We start from the raw sequence: 17,627 nt of genomic DNA, 5'->3' as shown, positions 1-17,627 counted from the left end.
GGCCGATGACACTGATCAGCTTCGTCGTGCCGGCCTACCGGGTGCAGGGCTACCTGCGCGAATGCCTCGACTCCATCCTCGGGCAGCCCGTCGCCGACATCGAGGTGATCGGCGTCGACGACTGCTCGCCCGACGACAGCGGCGAGATCCTGACGGAGTACGCGGCCCGCGACCCGCGGATGCGCGCCGTCCGGCTGACGGAGAACGTGGGGCTCGGTCCGGCCCGCAACATCGGGCTGGACCGGGCCGCCGGCGAGTACGTCTGGTTCGTCGACGGCGACGACTGGCTCGCCCCCGGGTGCCTCACCGAGGTGGTCGGCCGCCTCCGCGCCACCCGCCCCGACGTGCTCCTGGTCGACCACGTCCGGACGCACTGGAACGATGCCACCAGCCGCAGCGCGATGGCGGAGGTCTTCCCGGAGCCGCCCGGCGAGGAGACCTTCCGGCTGCGGGACCGGCCCGAGACGCTGCGGCTGCTGCACACCGCCTGGAACCGGCTGGTCCGCCGGCGGTTCCTGATCGAGGAGGGGCTGCGCTTCGCCCCCGGCTGGTACGAGGACGTCTCGTTCAGCTATCCCGTGCTGATGGCCGCCGAGCGGATCGGCGTGCTGGACCGGGTCTGCGTCAACTACCGGCAGCGCCGCACCGGGGCGATCACCAGGACCAGGGGCGAGCGGCACTTCGAGGTCTTCGACCAGTGGCACCGGGTGTTCCGGCTGATGGACGCCTGGGGGCCGGCGGTCGACGACCTGCGCCCCGCGTTGTTCGAGCGGATGATCTGGCACTACCTGAGCGTGCTCGGCAACGGGGAGCGGATCGACCCCGAGCTGCGGCCGGCCTTCTTCGCTGAGATCACCGCCGACCACGCGCGCTGGCTGCCCCCCGGCGGCTATCCGGCCCCGGCGGGCGCGGAAGGACTCAAGCACCGGCTGGTGGCCGCCGGGCGCTGGCGTACCTTCAGCGCGCTGCGCACCGCCTACCGCGCGCGGGACGCCGCCCGGCGTACCGCGCGGAGCGCCAAGCGGCGGTTCGTGCCCCCGGCCCGGCGCGCGGCCCGGCTGGCCCGGGACGCCCTGCTGCGCGAGTACTACCGGGCCGAGCTGCGCCGGCCGGTCGATGAGACGCTGGCCGTCTACGCGGCCTACTGGTACCGGGGCTACTCGGACAACCCGGCAGCGATCTTCGAGGCGGCCCGGCGGCTGGCGCCGCAGGTGCGCGGGGTCTGGATCGTCCGGCGGGACCGCGTGCACACCGTGCCCACGGGCGTCGCGTACGTGGTCGCCGGGACGCCCGCGTACTACCGGGCGCTGGCCCGGGCGCGGTGGCTGGTCAACAACGTGAACTTCCCGGACCACGTCCGCAAGCGGCCAGGCACCGTGCACGTGCAGACCCACCACGGCACGCCCGTGAAGGTGATGGGCCTGGACCAGCAGCGCTACCCGGTCGGCGCGGTCGGGATGGACTTCGCCGGGCTGCTGCGCCGGGTGGACCGGTGGGACTACAGCGTCAGCGCGAACAGCTTCTCCAGCCAGATGTGGGAGCGCGCGTACCCGGCCGCGTACACCACGTTGGAGGTGGGCTACCCGCGCAACGACCGGCTGGTCACCGCGACCGCCGGGGAGGTGCGCCGGCTGCGTGCCGACCTCGGCCTCGGGCCCGACGAACGGGTCGTCCTGTACGCCCCGACGCACCGGGAGCACCTGCCCGGCTACCGGCCGCCGTTCGACACGGAGCGGCTGCTCGACGTGCTCGGCCCGGCCGGCCGGCTGCTGATCCGCAGCCACTACTTCCACGACCGGGAGCTACGCGCCCGGCGCCCCGCCGACCGGGCCCGGGTACGCGACGTCAGCGGCCATCCGCGCGTGGAGGACCTCTACCTCGTCGCGGACGTGCTGATCACGGACTACTCCTCGGCGATGTTCGACTACGCCGTGCTCGACCGGCCGATCGTCGTCTACGCCCCCGACTGGGAGGCGTACCGGCTGGCCCGGGGCGTCTACTTCGACGTGACGGCGGAGCCGCCGGGCGCGGTGGCCACGAGCTTCGCCGACCTGCTCGACCTGTTCCGCGCCGGCGAGGTCGACTCGGCGGCGGCGCGCGCGGCCCGGCAGCGGTTCCGGGCCCGGTTCTGCGCGCTCGACGACGGCCACGCCGCCGAGCGGGTGGTCCGCCGGGTCTTCCTCGGCGAACCGGCCAGCGACGGCCGGTCGCCGCGCGGGGTCGGCGCGCTGGCCCCGGCGTCGCAGGCGCAAGGCGGACCCCGCTGACGCTGGCTCGTCCCGCCGGGTGGGCGTCACAGGGCCGTCACAAGCCGAACATGGAACGTTTACCCGATGTGCGAACCGCATGATCCTCGTCACAGTCATTCGGGATTCGGTCGACGAGGTGGGGGGAGGGCACGGTGACAACCGTCGCACTCAAGGATGTCACGAAGGTGTTCCGGGACGGCACCCTCGCCGTCGACAGCGTCAATCTCGACGTCAACGACGGCGAGTTCATGGTGCTGCTCGGCCCTTCGGGCTGCGGGAAGTCCACGGTGCTGCGGATGGTGGCCGGGCTGGAGGACCCGACGTCGGGCGCGGTGATGCTCGACGGCGAGCTGGCCAACGACCTGCCGCCGCGCGACCGGAAGATCGCCATGGTCTTCCAGGACTTCGCGCTCTACCCGCACATGACCGTCGGCGACAACATCGCCTTCCCGCTCAAGCTGGCCGGGTTGGAGCCCGAGCCGCGAGGCGAGCGGGTCACCGACGTGGCCAGCGCGCTCGGCATCGGCGACGTACTCGGCCGCAAGCCCAGCCAGCTCTCCGGCGGGCAACGCCAGCGGGTCGCGATGGGCCGGGCGATCGTGCGTCGTCCGGGCCTGTTCCTGATGGACGAGCCGCTGTCGAACCTCGACAGCGGGCTCCGGGCCGAACTGCGCGCCGAGATCTCCGGCCTGACCCGGGAGCTGGGCGTCACCACCATCTACGTCACCCACGACCAGGCCGAGGCGCTGACCATGGCCGACCGGGTCGCCATCATGCGCAAGGGCGTCCTCCAGGACGTCGGCACCCCCACCCAGGTCTACGGCCGCCCGGCCACCCTCTACGTGGCCGCGTTCCTCGGCAGCCCGCGGATGAACCTGCTGGAGGCCTCGGTCTACGTCCACCTCGACCGCTACGTCACCCTCACCCTCGGCGACCAGGCACTCCACCTGCCGTGGGACGACATCCGCAGCCGGGCGGTCGCGCACTACCACGGCGAGCGGATCGTGGTCGGGATGCGGGCCGAGGCGCTCACCCCGGTCGCGCCGGACACCCAGGGCGCCGTGCTGCACGGCCGCATCCGCTACCTGGAGCACCACGGGCACGAGTCGCTCGCCTTCCTCGACATCGGGGCCACCGCGATCGTGGTGGACGAGATGGGCACCCGGACCGAGGCGCCCACCGGCCAGCGCGGCCTGCGCCGCTTCGGGCAGGTGATGCAGCGGCTGACCGGGCGCGCCGCCGAGGAGGAGCCCGCCGCCCCGGTTGCCGCCACCCGCACCAGCGTGCTCAACGACCCGGGCCGGCACCACCGGCGCCCCGCCGAGCTGGCGGTCCGGCTCGCGCCGTACCCGGGGATCGCCGCCGGGCACCCCCTGGCCGTCTCCGTACGCATGGACGCGCTGCACTTCTTCGACGAGCGCGGCGACCGCATCGACGTGGGCTGGCGCTGACGGAGGTGCCCTTCCTTACACGCGAAGGCGGGCTTGCCGGGGAAGTTACCGGCTAGTAACGTCGGGCCATGACCACCGACTCGCGCCAGGTGGCGGCCGGCATGCTGGAGGCTGTGCCGTTCGCCCGTACGCTCGGCATCGAATTCGTCGAAGTGGCCCCCGAGGCGGAGGGCGGGGTACGGGTGACCGTCCGACTGCCCGACTCGCCGGCCACCCACAACCACGTCGGCGGCCCGCACGCCGGGGCCATGTTCACCCTCGGCGAGACCGCCTCCGGCGCGGTCGTGCTGGCCGCGTTCGGGCAGCTGCTCGACCGGGCCACACCGCTGGCCGTGCGGGCCGAGATCGCGTACCGGAAGCTCGCCATGGGCCCCGTCCTGGCCACCGCGCGCCTCGACCGGCCGGTCGCCGAGGTGGTCGCGGAGCTGGAGTCCGGCCGCCGGCCGGAGTTCCCGGTCCAGGTGGAGATCGCCACCGAGGAGGGCAAGCCGACCGGCGGGATGACCGTGGTCTGGACGCTGCGCCCGAACTGAGCCGCGCGGCAAGCGGACCGAAAGCGGTTTACGGGCGCGGAGGTCTGGATAGATTCGTACCGTGCTGGGCCTGCCTGCTCACGTGACCGCCTGTCTCTTCGATCTGGACGGTGTGCTGACGCAGACCGCCCGGGTGCACAACGCCGCGTGGACGGAGACGTTCGACGCCTTCCTGCGCCGCCACGCCGCAGCCACCGGCGCGGAGTTCCGTCCCTTCGACCCCGGGCCGGACTACAACCGCTACGTCGACGGCCGACCGCGCGCCGACGGGGTGCGCACCTTCCTCGCCTCCCGGGGCATCGTGCTGCCCGAGGGGTCGCCCGACGACCCGCCGGACGCCGACACCGTCAACGGGGTCGGCAACAGCAAGAACGTGCTGCTGCTGGAGCGGCTGCGCACCCACGGCGTGGACGTCTACCCCGGTTCCGTCGCGTACCTGGAGGCGGCGAGCGCCGCCGGGCTGCGCCGGGCGGTCGTCACGGCCAGCGCGAACGGCCGGGAGGTCGTCGCCGCCGCCGGGCTGGAACCGCTGCTGGAGGCGCGGGTGGACGGGCTCGTCGCCCGCGCCGAGGGACTGCGCGGCAAGCCCGAGCCGGACACGTTCCTGGCCGGCGCGAGACTGCTCGGGGTCGACCCGCGCAACGCCGTCGTCTTCGAGGACGCCCTCGCCGGGGTCGCCGCCGGCCGCGCCGGCGGGTTCGGGTACGTGATCGGGGTGGACCGGGTCGGCCAGGCCGACGAGCTGCTGGCGCACGGTGCCGACGTCGTGGTCACCGACCTCGCCGACCTGCTCGACCCGGGGCAGACCGCGTGATCCGGGAACGGGCCTATCCGGTCGAGCCGTGGCACGTCCGGGAGATCCGGCTGGACATGGACGTCCTGGCCCAGTCGGAGTCGGTCTTCGCCCTCTCCAACGGGCACGTCGGGCTGCGCGGCAACCTCGACGAGGGGGAGCCCCACGGCCTGCCCGGCACGTACCTCAACTCCTTCTACGAGCTGCGCCCGCTGCCGTACGCCGAGGCGGGCTTCGGGTTCCCCGAGTCCGGCCAGACCGTCGTCAACGTGACCAACGGCAAGCTGATCCGGCTGCTCGTCGACGACGAGCCGCTCGACGTCCGCTACGGCGAACTCCTCGCCCACGAACGGGTCCTCGACTTGCGCGCCGGCACCCTGCACCGGGAGCTGCACTGGCGTTCCCCGGCCGGCCGCGAGATCAAGGTCCGCAGCACCCGGCTCGTCTCGTTCACCCAGCGCGCCGTCGCCGCGATCAGCTACGAGGTCGAGGCGGTGGACGGCCCGCTGCGGCTGATCCTCCAGTCGGAACTCGTGGCGAACGAGGCGCTGCCCGCGCAGAGCGGGGACCCGCGGGTCGCGGCCGTGCTGGAGTCGCCGTTGCAGGCCGAGGAGGAACTCACCACCGCCGACGGCGGGCTGCTGATCCACCGGACCAAGGTCTCCGGGCTGCGGGTGGCCGCCGCCATGGAACACGAGGTGTACGCCCCGGGGCGCACGACCAGCCAGTCCGAGGGGTACGAGGACTGGGTGCGTACCACGATCGGATGCGTGCTCCAGCCCGGCGAGACGCTGCGCGTGGTCAAGTACCTCGCGTACGGCTGGTCGAGCCGCCGGTCGCTGCCGGCGATGCGCGACCAGGTCGAGGCCGCGCTGACGGGGGCGCGGATCGACGGCTGGGACGGGCTCCTCCGCGAGCAGCGCGAATACCTCGACGAGTTCTGGGACGCCGCCGACGTGGTGGTGGAGGGCGACCCGGAGATCCAGCAGGCAGTCCGGTTCGGCATGTTCCACGTCCTCCAGGCCGGCTCCCGGGCGGAGCGGCGGCCCATCGCCGCGAAGGGCCTGACCGGTCCGGGGTACGACGGGCACGCGTTCTGGGACACGGAGATGTTCGTCCTGCCGGTGCTCACCTACACCCAACCGCCCGCCGTGCGGGACGCGCTGCACTGGCGGCACGGCACCCTGGCCGCCGCGCGCGAGCGGGCCCGGACGCTCAACCTGGAGGGCGCGGCGTTCCCCTGGCGCACCATCGAAGGGCCGGAGTCGTCGGGGTACTGGCCGGCCGGCACCGCCGCCTTCCACATCGCGGCCGGCGTCGCCGACGCGCTGCGGCGCTACGTCCAGGTCACCCAGGACACCGAGCTGGAACGCGAGATCGGGCTGGAGCTGCTGGTGGAGACCGCCCGGCTGTGGCGGTCGCTGGGTCACCACGACCGGCACGGCCAGTTCCACATTGACGGGGTCACCGGCCCCGACGAGTACACGGCGGTGAAGAACGACAACATCTACACCAACCTGATGGCGCAGCGGAACCTGATCAGCGCGGCCGACGCGGTGATGCGCTACCGGGACGAGGCGTTCCACCTCGGCGTGACCGACGAGGAGGCGGCAGCCTGGCGGGACGCGGCGGCGTCCATGCACATCCCGTACGACGAGGAGATCGACGTCCACGAACAGGTGGAGGGCTTCACCCGGCTCCAGGAGTGGGACTTCGCGCACACGCCACCGGAGAAGTACCCGCTGCTGCTGCACTACCCGTACTTCGACCTCTACCGCAAGCAGGTCGTCAAGCAGGCGGACCTGGTCCTGGCCATGCACTGGCGCGGCGACGCCTTCACGCCGGAGCAGAAGCTGCGCAACTTCCTCTACTACGAGCGGCGTACGGTGCGCGACTCCTCGCTGTCGGCGTGCACCCAGGCGGTGCTGGCCGCCGAGGTGGGCCACCCCGAACTGGCGCACGTCTACCTGCGCGAGGCCGCGCTGATGGACCTGCACGACCTCAACGAGAACACCCGTGACGGGGTGCACATGGCCTCGCTCGCCGGCGCGTGGATCGCCCTGGTGGGCGGGTTCGGCGGGCTGCGCGACCACGACGGCAACCTTTCCTTCGCGCCGCGGCTGTCGAGCCGGCTCGGGCGGCTGGAGTTCTCCCTCCAGTGGCGCGGGATGCGGCTGCGGGTCGACGTCCGGCCGCACCAGACCACGTACGCGCTGCGCTACGGCGACCCGGGAGACGTGCTCGAGTTGCGGCACCACGGTGAGCCGGTCCGGGTCACCTGCGGGGAGCCGGTGACGATGCCGATCCCCGCCGCGGAGGTGTCGGGCCCCGTCCCGGAGCAGGCCCCCGGCCGGGCTCCCCTGCTCCGCCTGCCCGAGAACGAGCCGTGACCGGCCGCCGGCCCGCCGTCGACGACGGCGGCGGGCCGGCGGCGTAGGACGCTGTGCCGGTCACCCGGCGGCGTCGGTCAGAGCGGCCTGCCCTGTGACGGGCGGTCCGCCGCGTCGCGGGGCGCCATCGCCCGCGGGTCGTCGGCTGTGCGCGCCTGGGCGGCGTCGTCCGCCCAGTCCCGGCCGCGTTCGGTGTCCTGTTCCCGCCGGTCCCGGTCGGTGGTCTGCTGCCGGGTCTCCCGCTGCTGCTGGGCCATGGCGATCCTCGCGATCCGTCGGGGCGCGGTTGCGCCGGTACGGTCTGCGGTCACCCGACGCCTACCCGGGCCCCTCGGCGACAAACGCCGGGGGCGCCGGGGCCGCTTGCCGGCGCCGGGGACGGGTATGCGGCCGGAACGGGGACGACCGAGGACGTACGGGAGGCGAGATGGACGTGCGCAGCAGTGCGGTGGCGATCCCGGCGGGGGACGCCGAGCTTCCGGCCGACCTGCTGGTCCCGGCGGAACCGGCCGGCGTGGTGCTCTTCGCACACGGCAGCGGCAGCTCCCGGCACAGCCCGCGCAACACGGCCGTGGCGCACGTGCTCAACCGCAGTGCCCTCGGCACCGTGCTGGTCGATCTGCTGACGCCGGCCGAGGACCAGGTCGATGCCCGTACCGCCGAGCTGCGCTTCGACATTCCCCTGCTCGCCCGGCGGCTCGCCGCGATCGTGGACTGGCTGGCGGCGGAGCGGCCCCTCGGCGCCGTGCCGATCGGGCTGTTCGGGGCCAGCACCGGGGCCGCCGCCGCCCTGGTGGCGGCGGCGGCCCGACCGGACCTCGTCGGCGCGGTGGTCTCCCGGGGCGGCCGTCCCGACCTGGCCGGCGCCGCGCTCGACCAGGTACGCGCGCCCACGCTGCTGCTGGTCGGCGGCCTGGACGAGCAGGTGATCACGCTCAACGAGCAGGCCCAGGAGGCGCTGCCGGACACGGCCGAGCTGACGGTGATCCCGGGGGCGACCCACCTCTTCGAGGAGCCCGGCACCCTGGAACAGGTGGCGCACAGCGCCGCCGACTGGTTCACCACCCACCTCCCCGCCCCGCACTGAGGACCCACCCGGTGGGTGGTCAGGCGGGGGTCGGGGGCGCGGGCGTCGGGCGCTGGCGGTGTTGCTGGACGGTGTCGATGACCCGCCAGACGACGGCGGTGACCGGCACCGAGACGAAGGCCCCGGCGATGCCGGCGATCAGGGTGCCGGCGGTCACCGCCACCAGGATCACCGCCGGGTGCAGGCGCACCTGACGCTTCATGACCAGCGGTTCCAGCAGGTTGCCCTCGACCTGCTGGACGGTGATCACGGCGGCGAGGACGAGCAGCGCGGTCACCGGCCCCTTCGCCGCGAGCGCGACAAGCACCGCCACGGCGCCGGCCACGGTCGCCCCGATGATCGGGATGAACCCGCCGAAGAAGGTGATGAGCGCGAGCGGAAAGGCCAGCGGCACCCGGAGCACCACCAGCGCCAGGCCGATGCCGATCGCGTCGATCGCGGCGATCAGCATCGTGCCCCGGCTGTACGCGCCGAGCGTCCGCCAACCCGTCCGGCCCGCCTCGGCGGTCACCTCCCGGTTCGGCCCGGTCGTGCGGGACAGCGTCCAGCGCCACATGGACCTGCCGTCCTTGAGCAGGAAGAACAGCAGGACGAGCGCGAGCAGCGCCGAGCCGAGCACCTCCGCGGCCGTGCGGGCGCCGGAGACCGGGTCGACCGAGCCCTGCCCGAGCCCCTGGCGGGCCTGGTCGAGCAGCTGGTCGAGCTGTCGGTCGCTGACCGGCAACGTCGAGGTCACGAAGTCCCGGGTCCGTTGCAGGCCCTGCACCAGCTCCTCGCTCAACTCGCTGAACTGGTTGGCGGTCAGACTCCACACCAGCGCGCCGACGCCGAACAGCAGGCCGAGCAGCAGCAGTACCGTGAGCAGGGCGGCCAGCGCGGCGGGCAGATGGAGCCGGCGCAGCGCGAGCTGCACCGGGTCGAGCAGCGCGGCGAGGAAGATGGTGACGGCCAGGGCGATGGCCAGCGGCGCGAGCAGCACCGCGATCTTCCCCAGCAGGTACAGCCCGGCGACGATCACCACCAGGCAGGCGCTCCACACCACGGCCGAGCGGACCAGCCAGGGGAGCGCCGCCCAGGTGGTCTGTCGGGAGCCCGCGTCCCGGCCCGCCGTTCCCTCGGGCGTACGCCCGGCATCGTCTGCGACCACGTCGGCCCTCCTCGATCTCCGGCGAGTCGGTACCCGGCCGGCGTCCCTTCGACACCCGCGTCCCCTTTCACGCTAGATGGGCGGCCGGGGCGTCGGGGGCGGCCGCCCGTTTCCCGACCGCCCCCCGGGCTGCTTCTCCGTCGCGTTTGAGCCCCCGGGCCCAGGGAAGCCTGAGATCGGAACCGGCTTCGAGGAGGACCCCGATGAGCGACTTCATGGACAAGGCCAAGGACTTCGCCGACAAGCACGACGAGCAGGTCGACAAGGGCCTGGAGAAGGGCGGCGACATGGCCGACAAGCGCACTGGCGGCAAGTACGACGAGCAGATCGACAAGGGCGTCGACCAGGCCCAGGCGCGCACCGGCGAAGGCGACCAGGTCCGCTGAACCCCTCGTAGCGTCCCGGGTCGCAGCAGGTGACCCGGGACGACTGCTTCCTGACGGATCGACGCGTACCGCTAGCCAAGGATCGACCACTCTCGCTACTATCCGCAGTCGGAGCATGACTCAACGTGGAGTCGTCCCCGACCGGACCGGTGCCCTCCCCTTGGGGTGCCGTGACGAGAGGAAGCCATCCGGTGACCGAGGCCCCCGAGACGACCGTCCCCCACCGCTATCCGTTCAGCGACCCCGACCGGCTCAACCTCGACCCGCGCTACGCCCGGCTGCGCCGGGACGAACCACTCACGCTGATCCGGATGCCGTTCGGTGAGCCGGCCTGGCTCGCCACCCGGCACGCCGACGTCCGCACCGTGCTCGGCGACCCGCGGTTCAGCCGGGCCGCCTCGGTGGGCCGGGACGAGCCCCGCAACTCGCCGCGACAGCAGGAGGGCGGGATCCTGTCGATGGACCCGCCGGAGCACACCCGGCTGCGCCGGCTGGTGGCGAAGGCGTTCACCGCCCGCCGGGTGGAGGAGTTGCGACCCCGGACCAGGGAGGTGGCCCACGAGCTGGTGGACGGCATGCTCGCGGCCGGTCCGCCGGCCGACCTGGTGGAGCACCTGGCCACCCCGCTGCCGATCCGGGTCATCTGCGACCTGCTCGGCGTCCCCGTGGCCGACCAGGACCGCTTCCACGCCTGGTCCGAGGCGATCGTGTCGACCACCTCGCTGAGCCCGGAGCAGGCCCAGGAGTACACCGACAGTCTCCTCGCGTACATGGGCGAGCTGATCGCGCAGCGGCGCGAGCGACCCACCGACGACCTGATCGGCGCGATGGTCCGGGCCCGGGACGCCGACGACCGGCTCGCGGAGGACGAGGTCGTGCGCCTGGCCGCCGGGCTGCTCGCGGCGGGGCACGAGACGACGGTGACCCAGATTCCCAACTTCGTGTACGCCCTGCTCACCCACCCGGACGAGTGGGCCCGGCTACGGTCGCGCCCGCACCTGGTCCCGGCTGCCGTCGAGGAGCTGATGCGGTACGTGCCGCTCGGCGCGTCCTCGGCCTTCGCCCGCTACGCCACAGAGGACGTCGAGGTGGGCGGCGTGCTGGTGCGGGCCGGCGAGCCGGTGGTGGTGTCGATCTCGTCGGCCAACCGGGACGAGACGGTCTTCGCCGACGCGGACCGGCTCGACCTGACCCGGCAGGTCAACCCCCACCTCGGCTTCGGGCACGGGGTGCACCACTGCGTCGGCGCGCAGCTCGCCCGGATGGAACTCCAGGTCGTCCTGGAGACACTGATCGCCCGCACGCCCGGCCTGAGGCTGGCCGTGCCGGAATCCGAGCTGACCTGGAAGAGCGGCCTGCTGGTCCGGGGGCTCGTCGCCATGCCGGTGAGTTGGTGAACAGATGAGTGCGACGGACGAGCAGTGGCGCGTACACGTGGACCCGACCCGGTGCATCGGGTCGGGGATCTGCGCGGGCACCGCGCCGAGGCACTTCGTGCTGGTGGACGGGTTGGCCCGCCCGCTGGCCGAGCGGGTGGCGCCCGACGACGCGTTGGTGGACGCCGCGGACTCCTGCCCGATGGAGGCGGTCATCGTGTCCGAGGCGGACGGCCTGCGCCGGATCGCTCCGGAGACCTGAGCCGGGCGGGTCCTGCCGGAGGCCTGGGCCGGGCGGGTCGCGTGGCTCGCCCGGTGGCCGCCCTCCGCGCCGGCCGGTGACATGCCGGTGGCCACGCCCCGGGCCGGGCGTGGCCACCATGAGCGCGCGGTCAGCGCTGCTGCTGGCCCAGCTCCGCCGTCGACGTGACGCGGCCGCTGAGCGCGTCCCGCATCCGGTCCACCAGACCGGCGCCGGGGTTGAGCAGCCGGTTCGCCGGCGGCCGGTCGGGCGCAGCCGGGTGCGGCCGGGTCGGGGCGGTCTTCTTGGTCGCCTCCACCTTGCCGGCCAGCTCGACCATCTCCTCGGTGGCGACCGCGGCGCGCAGGCGGGGGAAGAGGTCCGACTCCTCGTCCTTGACGTGGTGCCGGATCGTGCTGGTCAGGTGCGCCAGCAGCTCGTCGAAGCGCGGGTCGGACGGATCGACCGACTCCAGCTCCTTCATGGTCCGCTCGGCGTCGGCGTGCTCGGAGATCTCGTGCTCGGCGATCTCGTCGCCGTCCGGCAGCGCCTTGCGGGCGGTCGGATAGACGTGCATCTCCTCGGCGACGGCGTGCCGGACCAGCTCGGCGATCACCACGTCGGCAAGCTGCCGGCGGTGCTCGGGGGTGCCCTGCCGGCTCTCCAACTGCACGAAGAGTGCCTCGACCTCACGGTGGTCGGCGGTCAGGACGTCCACGACGTCCTGACCCCTGATGTCCTGTGGGTTGGTCATGTCTGCCCCTTACCGGTTGCGGAACGGTCGGTTGTGGGCCTGGTACCCGGGAACCGTCCACCGAACCCACCGGTCATCAATGTGTCGCCGACCCGCGTCCCGCGCTCGCCGCGCGCCCGTCACGCCGGTACGCCGAGGGCCGGCCCCCGCAGGAGGCCGGCCCTCGGCGGGGTCGGATCAGGACGAGTAGCCGCGCTCGGCGATCCAGTTGGCGACCTTCTCCAGGGTCATCCAGTACTCGCCCTCGGGGGCGGCCGGGTCGGCGATCCGGATCAGGTCACCGCCGTCCCGGTAGCCCACCAGGGTCAGGTAGTGCCCGCCCTCGTACGAGTGCGGGTTGCCGACCGTGTCGACCGCGGTGCCCTTGATGTTGGCCACCACCGGCCGGCCCTTGTCGAGGGCCGCGACGACGTCGGACCGCAGCCGGTCGACCTGCTCCGGCTTGGCCACCGGATCCGGGATCTCGGTGGTCCGGTACCCGCCGCCGGTCAGCTCGTTGAGCACGCGGGTGATGTCCAGGGCCGAGTCGGTGCCGGCCTCGGTGGTGCCCAGCCTCTTCGCGACCTCGTCCTGGGGGAGCGCCCGGCCCAGCGCCGACAGGGCGATCCGGGTCGCGGCCGGGCCGCAGTAGTAGAAGTTGGGCTGCGCCTGGTACTCGATGCCCACGGCGCGCTCGGCACGCCGGTCGGCGCGGCCGTTCTTGGCGGCGCGGTCGTCCGTGTGCACCGCGCCGACCGGGTTGGTCGCCGCCGGCGCCGCCTGGGCGGTCACCGCCGGACCCGCGAGGCATCCGCCGGCCACCAGCAGGCCGGCGACGGAGAGACCGCTCTTCTGGACGATCGGATTCATGGGTCGGGCTCCAATCGGGGGTCGACGCCGCCGGGGGGCCGGGGCGCGCAGCACCGGGAGGCGCTCGGCTCGGGGAATTCGACGGCCCGGGGCGGTCGGCCCACGGGCGTACTCAGGGATGCAACGGCCCTGCTCCGGTGGGCATTCCGGGCCCGCGGCCGGGAGCGCCGGCCGCACGTCGAGGTTCAACCGGGCCACGGGCGGCAGGATTCCGGCGTACGGATGCCCCGCGTCACAACCGGACCGGTCAGGCGTACGTGGGTGGCGCGGGACGGGACGAACCGGTCAACCGGTCACAGGCTGCCCAGTAGGCGCGTGACCGCGATCTCGATGACCACCCGGTCCGGATTCGGGCGGGGCGTCCGGTAGCGCTCGGCGTACCGGCGCTCGGCCTCGGCGACGGCCGGCCGGTCGGAGCGCACGACGGCCCGCCCCTCGATGGTGAGCCAGCGCCGTCCGTCGACGTGGCAGACGGCCACCGGGGCGCCCCCGGGGCCGGCGGCGGCGACGTGCCGCGCCTTGCGGGACGCGCCGCCGGTGATGACGCGGGCCAGCCCGGTCGACGCGTCGAAGGTGACCCCCACCGGTACGACGTGCGGGGTGCCGTCTGGGCGCAGGGTGGTCAGCGTGGCCAGGTGCCGTTCCCGGCAGAACGCCACGACCCGCTCGTCGTGGGGCGCCAACCGATGGTCGCCGGGCATGTCCGTCCCCTGTCTCGTGGCGCGGCACCGGTCAGGGCACGCGACGGTGCGCCCGGTCGGCGTCGGACGGCGCGTCGGGTGCCCCGGGCAGCGGCGCGCTCGCGGCGCGGCGCTGCCGGACCAGCCGGCCCAGGTAGAGCAGCGCGCCGGTGAGCACCGCCATGTCGTCCAGGTAGATGGGGTCGGGAAGCAGGTCGATCGGCAGGACGGTGTAGAGCAGCGCCCCGTAGAAGGCGAGCTTGCCGTTCAGCCCAAGCGTGCCGAGCAGGCGGCGGGTGCGGATCACGCGGACGGCCAGCACCACCGCGCCGACCAACGTGACGACCGCCACGACGCCGACGACGATCCACGCCTCCCTGGACATGCCGTCACGCTAGCCCAGCGGGACCGGTTCCGCCCGGCCATGCCGGTCAGTACGCGGGAACCGCCGCCCGGCCCCGGGCCACCGACGGCGCCTCGCGGCCGGTCAGCGCCGGAATCTCCCGGGTCTGCTCCGCCACCCCGGCCCCCTCGACCAGCGGCAGCAGCGACTGCGACTCCTCGGGGCGGCGGTTGACCGCGGCGAACGCCTCGTCCCGCAGGCTGCGCGCCGCCTCGGCGGCGTTCTCGGCCGCCCGCCACGCGGCCTGCTCCCGCTCCCGGGCCGCCCGCTGCCGGGCGAGCAGGTTGTCGCGTACCGCCCGGCGCAGCACCAGTTCCTGCTCGACCGGGTGCAGCCGGGGGTCCCACCCGTCGCGGTGCGCGAAGACGTCGCTGAGCTGTTCGACCGACAACTCCTTGCGCCAGTACGCGTCGAGGGCGGCGCGGTGCAGGAAGCGCTCGCGCTCGGCGTACTCGGCGGGCGTCCGGACGGTACGCGGAAGGGGCATCGCCTCGGCGACCGCCAGCCGGCGCACGTCCGCCTCGGCGGCCTCGTACGCCTGCCAGGCCGCCTCGACCTCCTCCTGCGCGGTCAGCCACTCGGCCCGCAGGCGGGCGGCGGTGGTGGCGGCCCGTTCGGCGGCGACCGAGACCTCCCCCGCGTACCGGGAACGTTCGCGCTCCTCCTCGACCCGTTCCAGCTCGCTCGGCATCGCGGCGCGCCGGATGCGGGAACCGGCGTCGAAGCGGAGGCGGCCGGGACGCAGCAGCAGGCCGGCCACGGTGACGGCGACGACCCCGAGCAGGCTCAGCCAGATCACGGCGGCCCGGGGCACGTCGAGCAGGACGGAGGAGAACACGTTTTCCATGGTCAGCACCTCGCGGTCGATCGAGGGAATCGACAGGGTCTGTGCCCGGCGTACGGGCGGGTGGGCATCGTGGGCGCGCGTGCGGGCGTACCGCGGCGGTGGCCGCTCCGGCGACGGACCGACGGGTGGCCGCCGGTGACGTGACGGCCGGGGGCCCGGGCGGACGGACGCGCGTGCCGGCGGTCCGTCGCCGTCCGTCGCCCCGGATGCGGAGCCGGTGGCCGACGGTTCAGGCGGCGGGCGGACCGCGCCGGGCGGGGACGCCCCTGCCGGGGTCGCGGGCGGGGCCGTCCGGGCGGGCGACCGCCACGGCGGCGGTGTCCGCCGGAGTGCCGTCGCGCCGGAGCGCTGGCGGGGCGGCGAAGCCGTCGGCCTGCTCGGGGCGCGACAGCGGTGGGGTGAGCCGGGCGCTCGCGACGGCCGGACCGGCGGCCGTGACGGCGGCCGGAACGGGGGCGGTGACGGCGGCCGGGCCGGCGGCGAACGGTGCCGGTGCGGCGGACGCGCCGCCGAGGCCCACGGCGAGCACCAGCGCGGCGACCGCCAGCCGGGTCAGCTCACGCAGGGAGCGCAGCGTCACCGACCAGAACGGGTCGACGGACGCTACGGAGGGCACCCGTCCAACCTATCGCCCGGGCCGGGCCCGTGCAGCGCGCCGACGACCCGGGATCGGGTGACCGCCGCCACGATGTCCGAAAAGGATCGTCGGGCGGGTGGGACGCGCCCGCCGGGACCGACGCCGCACGTGCGACGGCCCACCCGGTGGTATGCCCGCCGGGTGGGCCGTCGTCGTGCTGGTGCGCGTCAGCTGTCGGTGCCGAGCACGGGCGGAGCGGCGGCGGCGCCGTCGCCCCAGACCATGTCGTCCTCCGTCAGCCAGGTCAGCCGGCCGTCGGCGTCGTCGTCGTGCGTGCCCCGGGTGCCGCCCAGGACGCCGGGGCGGCCCGCCCCGCCGCGTCCCGTCCCGCTGGCCGCCCGGTCGCCGCCCTGTCGTGCGCCGTTGTCGAAGCGCCGGCCCATCCCGGTCGCGGACCGGTTGTCCGCCACCGGAGTGCCGCCGGCGGCCCGGACCGCCGAGGCCGGTGCGGTGCCGCTCGCGGCGAGGGCTCCGGTGCCGAGCACGCCGCCCGCCGGTCCGAACTGGAGGCCCGGCCCGCCGGCCGAGGCCGTAGAGGTGCCGCCCAGCCCGACGGGACCCGTCGCGGGGGGCGGGCCGGTCAGCACGGTGGCGCCGGCGAGGGAGGTGCCGGCCGGGACGCCGCCGGAAACGCCGTCGGCCACGCCGTCGCCCGGCTGCCCGCCGCCGACGGCGCCCGGGACGGGCGTCCCGGTCGCGCCGCCGCCCGGTCCGGAGCTCGGCCGGTCGGGGGCCGCGACGGTGGCGCCGCCGGGCTGCCCGGCGAGGCCGGAGGTGGTCGGCGCGGCCGTCGGCGTGCTGGCGCCCGGGCCGCTGCGCGGGGGCGTCGAATCGCGGCTGGTCGTGCCCGGGATGTCCGGATGCGGCGGGGGCGGCGGGACGAGCCGGCCGTACGCCGAGAGGTCGTAGCCGGCGGCCAGCTCGGCCACCACGTTGACCATGCGCTGGTGGGCCTTCTCCTGCTCGGCCTTGTCCTGCTGGTGCCCCAGCAGCCCGCCGACCACGATGCCCGGCACACCGAACACGGCGCCCTTGGCCGCGCCGGAGAGCGCCTGGTCGTGGTCGTCGGTCTCGGCCGGACTCTCCGCCTGCGCGCGGGCGGTGCGCAGCTCGCCGGACATCAGGGTCAGGCCCCGGCTCACGTCCGCCATGCCCTCGCCGAGCTTGTCGGCGTAGTCGGTGACGAGCGTCAACCGCCGCTGGAACTCCTGCGAGGCCGAGCCCGTCCAGGTGTTGGCGAGCTTGTCGAGGTCGCCGCTGAGCTCGCGGGACAGCCCGTCGAGCATGCCCTTGAGCGCCGTCCACTGCGCGGCGACGCCGTCGATCTGGCCCGGCTGGCCGGCCATCACGGCGTCGTAGAGCTGCTGGTGGCTGACGTGCTGGTAGCGCTGGGTGTATTCAGACACGCGGATCCTCCTTCCGCTTCAACGCGTCGTCCACCCCGTTCAGCACGGCGGCGATGTCGGCGGAGTTGGCCGCGTTGCGCTCCTCGGCGGTGCGGTAGTTGGCCAGGATCGTCGCGGTGGCGCTCTGCGCGGCCTTCACCGCCGCACGCAGCCGGTCGACCTGGTCCACGTAGGACTGGTGGATCTCGGAGTAGCGGCGGGAGTTCTCGGTGGCGTCGGCGAACGAGCCCAGCGCCGGGGGCCGGCACTGCATCTCGGTGCTCAGCTTCCGCAACGCCTTCTCCGCCTCGGTCAGCCGGTGGGCCAACTTCTGGTGGAAGTCTTCCAGGGACAGCAGGTCGACTGTCGTGCGCCCGGTCATGGCAGCATCCCCGTACGTCATCGTCGATAACCGTTGG

19 protein-coding genes are annotated in these 17,627 nt (G+C 74.2%); 9 read left to right on the top strand and 10 right to left on the bottom strand.

The window, feature by feature from the left end:
• Window positions 1-5: 5 nt before the first annotated feature.
• The 5 genes from EV374_RS04720 (at window position 6) to EV374_RS04700 (ending at window position 7,416) form a co-directional block, all read left to right on the top strand.
• Window positions 6-2,267, top strand: a complete 2,262-nt coding sequence (locus EV374_RS04720; protein WP_132231898.1) for a bifunctional glycosyltransferase family 2 protein/CDP-glycerol:glycerophosphate glycerophosphotransferase — start codon at window positions 6-8, stop codon at window positions 2,265-2,267.
• A 134-nt stretch (window positions 2,268-2,401) separates the two neighbouring features.
• A complete protein-coding gene (locus tag EV374_RS04715) occupies window positions 2,402-3,700 on the top strand; it encodes an ABC transporter ATP-binding protein (RefSeq protein WP_132231896.1) in 1,299 nt (432 codons plus the stop codon).
• Window positions 3,701-3,768: 68 nt separating this feature from the next.
• A complete protein-coding gene (locus EV374_RS04710; protein WP_132231894.1) occupies window positions 3,769-4,233 on the top strand; it encodes a DUF4442 domain-containing protein in 465 nt (154 codons plus the stop codon).
• Window positions 4,234-4,294: 61 nt separating this feature from the next.
• A complete protein-coding gene (locus EV374_RS04705; RefSeq protein ID WP_132231892.1) occupies window positions 4,295-5,047 on the top strand; it encodes a beta-phosphoglucomutase family hydrolase in 753 nt (250 codons plus the stop codon).
• Window positions 5,044-7,416, top strand: a complete 2,373-nt coding sequence (locus EV374_RS04700) for a glycoside hydrolase family 65 protein (protein WP_132231890.1) — start codon at window positions 5,044-5,046, stop codon at window positions 7,414-7,416. Before EV374_RS04705 ends, EV374_RS04700 begins: the two co-directional genes overlap by 4 nt.
• A 77-nt stretch (window positions 7,417-7,493) precedes the next feature.
• Here the strand turns inward: EV374_RS04700 and EV374_RS04695 are convergent, their stop codons facing one another.
• Complete coding sequence (locus tag EV374_RS04695; protein WP_132231888.1) at window positions 7,494-7,673, bottom strand: hypothetical protein; 180 nt, start codon at window positions 7,671-7,673, stop codon at window positions 7,494-7,496.
• Between the two features lie 170 nt (window positions 7,674-7,843).
• Between EV374_RS04695 and EV374_RS04690 the strand changes: the two genes are divergently transcribed.
• Window positions 7,844-8,503 (top strand): alpha/beta fold hydrolase, encoded by a 660-nt coding sequence (locus tag EV374_RS04690; protein WP_132231886.1) that lies wholly within the window; start codon window positions 7,844-7,846, stop codon window positions 8,501-8,503.
• A 19-nt stretch (window positions 8,504-8,522) separates the two neighbouring features.
• On the opposite strand, the gene EV374_RS04685 is transcribed toward EV374_RS04690, so the two are convergent.
• Window positions 8,523-9,650, bottom strand: coding sequence for an AI-2E family transporter (locus tag EV374_RS04685; protein WP_132231884.1), 1,128 nt, complete (start codon window positions 9,648-9,650; stop codon window positions 8,523-8,525).
• 203 nt (window positions 9,651-9,853) lie between these two features.
• Here EV374_RS04685 and EV374_RS04680 point away from each other — a divergent pair, with 203 nt between their 5' ends.
• The 3 genes from EV374_RS04680 (at window position 9,854) to EV374_RS04670 (ending at window position 11,674) form a co-directional block, all read left to right on the top strand.
• Window positions 9,854-10,036, top strand: a complete 183-nt coding sequence (locus EV374_RS04680; protein ID WP_132231882.1) for an antitoxin — start codon at window positions 9,854-9,856, stop codon at window positions 10,034-10,036.
• A gap of 191 nt (window positions 10,037-10,227) precedes the next feature.
• Window positions 10,228-11,433: a cytochrome P450 gene (locus EV374_RS04675; RefSeq protein ID WP_132231880.1), complete on the top strand. Its 1,206-nt coding sequence runs from the start codon at window positions 10,228-10,230 to the stop codon at window positions 11,431-11,433.
• A gap of 4 nt (window positions 11,434-11,437) precedes the next feature.
• Complete coding sequence (locus EV374_RS04670; protein WP_132231878.1) at window positions 11,438-11,674, top strand: ferredoxin; 237 nt, start codon at window positions 11,438-11,440, stop codon at window positions 11,672-11,674.
• Window positions 11,675-11,804: 130 nt separating this feature from the next.
• Here the strand turns inward: EV374_RS04670 and EV374_RS04665 are convergent, their stop codons facing one another.
• The 8 genes from EV374_RS04665 to EV374_RS04630 all read right to left on the bottom strand — a co-directional run bounded on the left by EV374_RS04665 (window position 11,805) and on the right by EV374_RS04630 (window position 17,590).
• The gene (locus EV374_RS04665) at window positions 11,805-12,407 is read right to left on the bottom strand and encodes a hemerythrin domain-containing protein (RefSeq protein WP_132231876.1); all 603 of its coding nucleotides are present in this window, start codon (window positions 12,405-12,407) and stop codon (window positions 11,805-11,807) included.
• A 177-nt stretch (window positions 12,408-12,584) separates the two neighbouring features.
• Window positions 12,585-13,256 carry a C39 family peptidase gene (locus EV374_RS04660; RefSeq protein WP_132231874.1) on the bottom strand — a complete coding sequence of 224 codons (672 nt, stop codon included), beginning with the start codon at window positions 13,254-13,256 and terminating at the stop codon, window positions 12,585-12,587.
• 293 nt (window positions 13,257-13,549) lie between these two features.
• Complete coding sequence (locus EV374_RS04655; RefSeq protein WP_132231872.1) at window positions 13,550-13,957, bottom strand: pyridoxamine 5'-phosphate oxidase family protein; 408 nt, start codon at window positions 13,955-13,957, stop codon at window positions 13,550-13,552.
• A 31-nt stretch (window positions 13,958-13,988) separates the two neighbouring features.
• Window positions 13,989-14,321, bottom strand: a complete 333-nt coding sequence (locus tag EV374_RS04650; RefSeq protein WP_132231870.1) for a YkvA family protein — start codon at window positions 14,319-14,321, stop codon at window positions 13,989-13,991.
• A gap of 46 nt (window positions 14,322-14,367) precedes the next feature.
• Window positions 14,368-15,186 (bottom strand): hypothetical protein, encoded by an 819-nt coding sequence (locus EV374_RS04645; protein WP_132231868.1) that lies wholly within the window; start codon window positions 15,184-15,186, stop codon window positions 14,368-14,370.
• Between the two features lie 229 nt (window positions 15,187-15,415).
• Window positions 15,416-15,802 (bottom strand): hypothetical protein, encoded by a 387-nt coding sequence (locus tag EV374_RS04640; protein WP_486485583.1) that lies wholly within the window; start codon window positions 15,800-15,802, stop codon window positions 15,416-15,418.
• A gap of 188 nt (window positions 15,803-15,990) precedes the next feature.
• A complete protein-coding gene (locus EV374_RS04635) occupies window positions 15,991-17,229 on the bottom strand; it encodes a WXG100 family type VII secretion target (RefSeq protein WP_132231866.1) in 1,239 nt (412 codons plus the stop codon).
• Window positions 17,222-17,590, bottom strand: coding sequence for a hypothetical protein (locus EV374_RS04630; protein WP_132231864.1), 369 nt, complete (start codon window positions 17,588-17,590; stop codon window positions 17,222-17,224). Before EV374_RS04630 ends, EV374_RS04635 begins: the two co-directional genes overlap by 8 nt.
• Window positions 17,591-17,627: the final 37 nt, after the last annotated feature.

This window comes from Micromonospora sp. CNZ303 (assembly GCF_004345505.1).
This window is presented reverse-complemented; position numbering and strand designations above follow the sequence as displayed.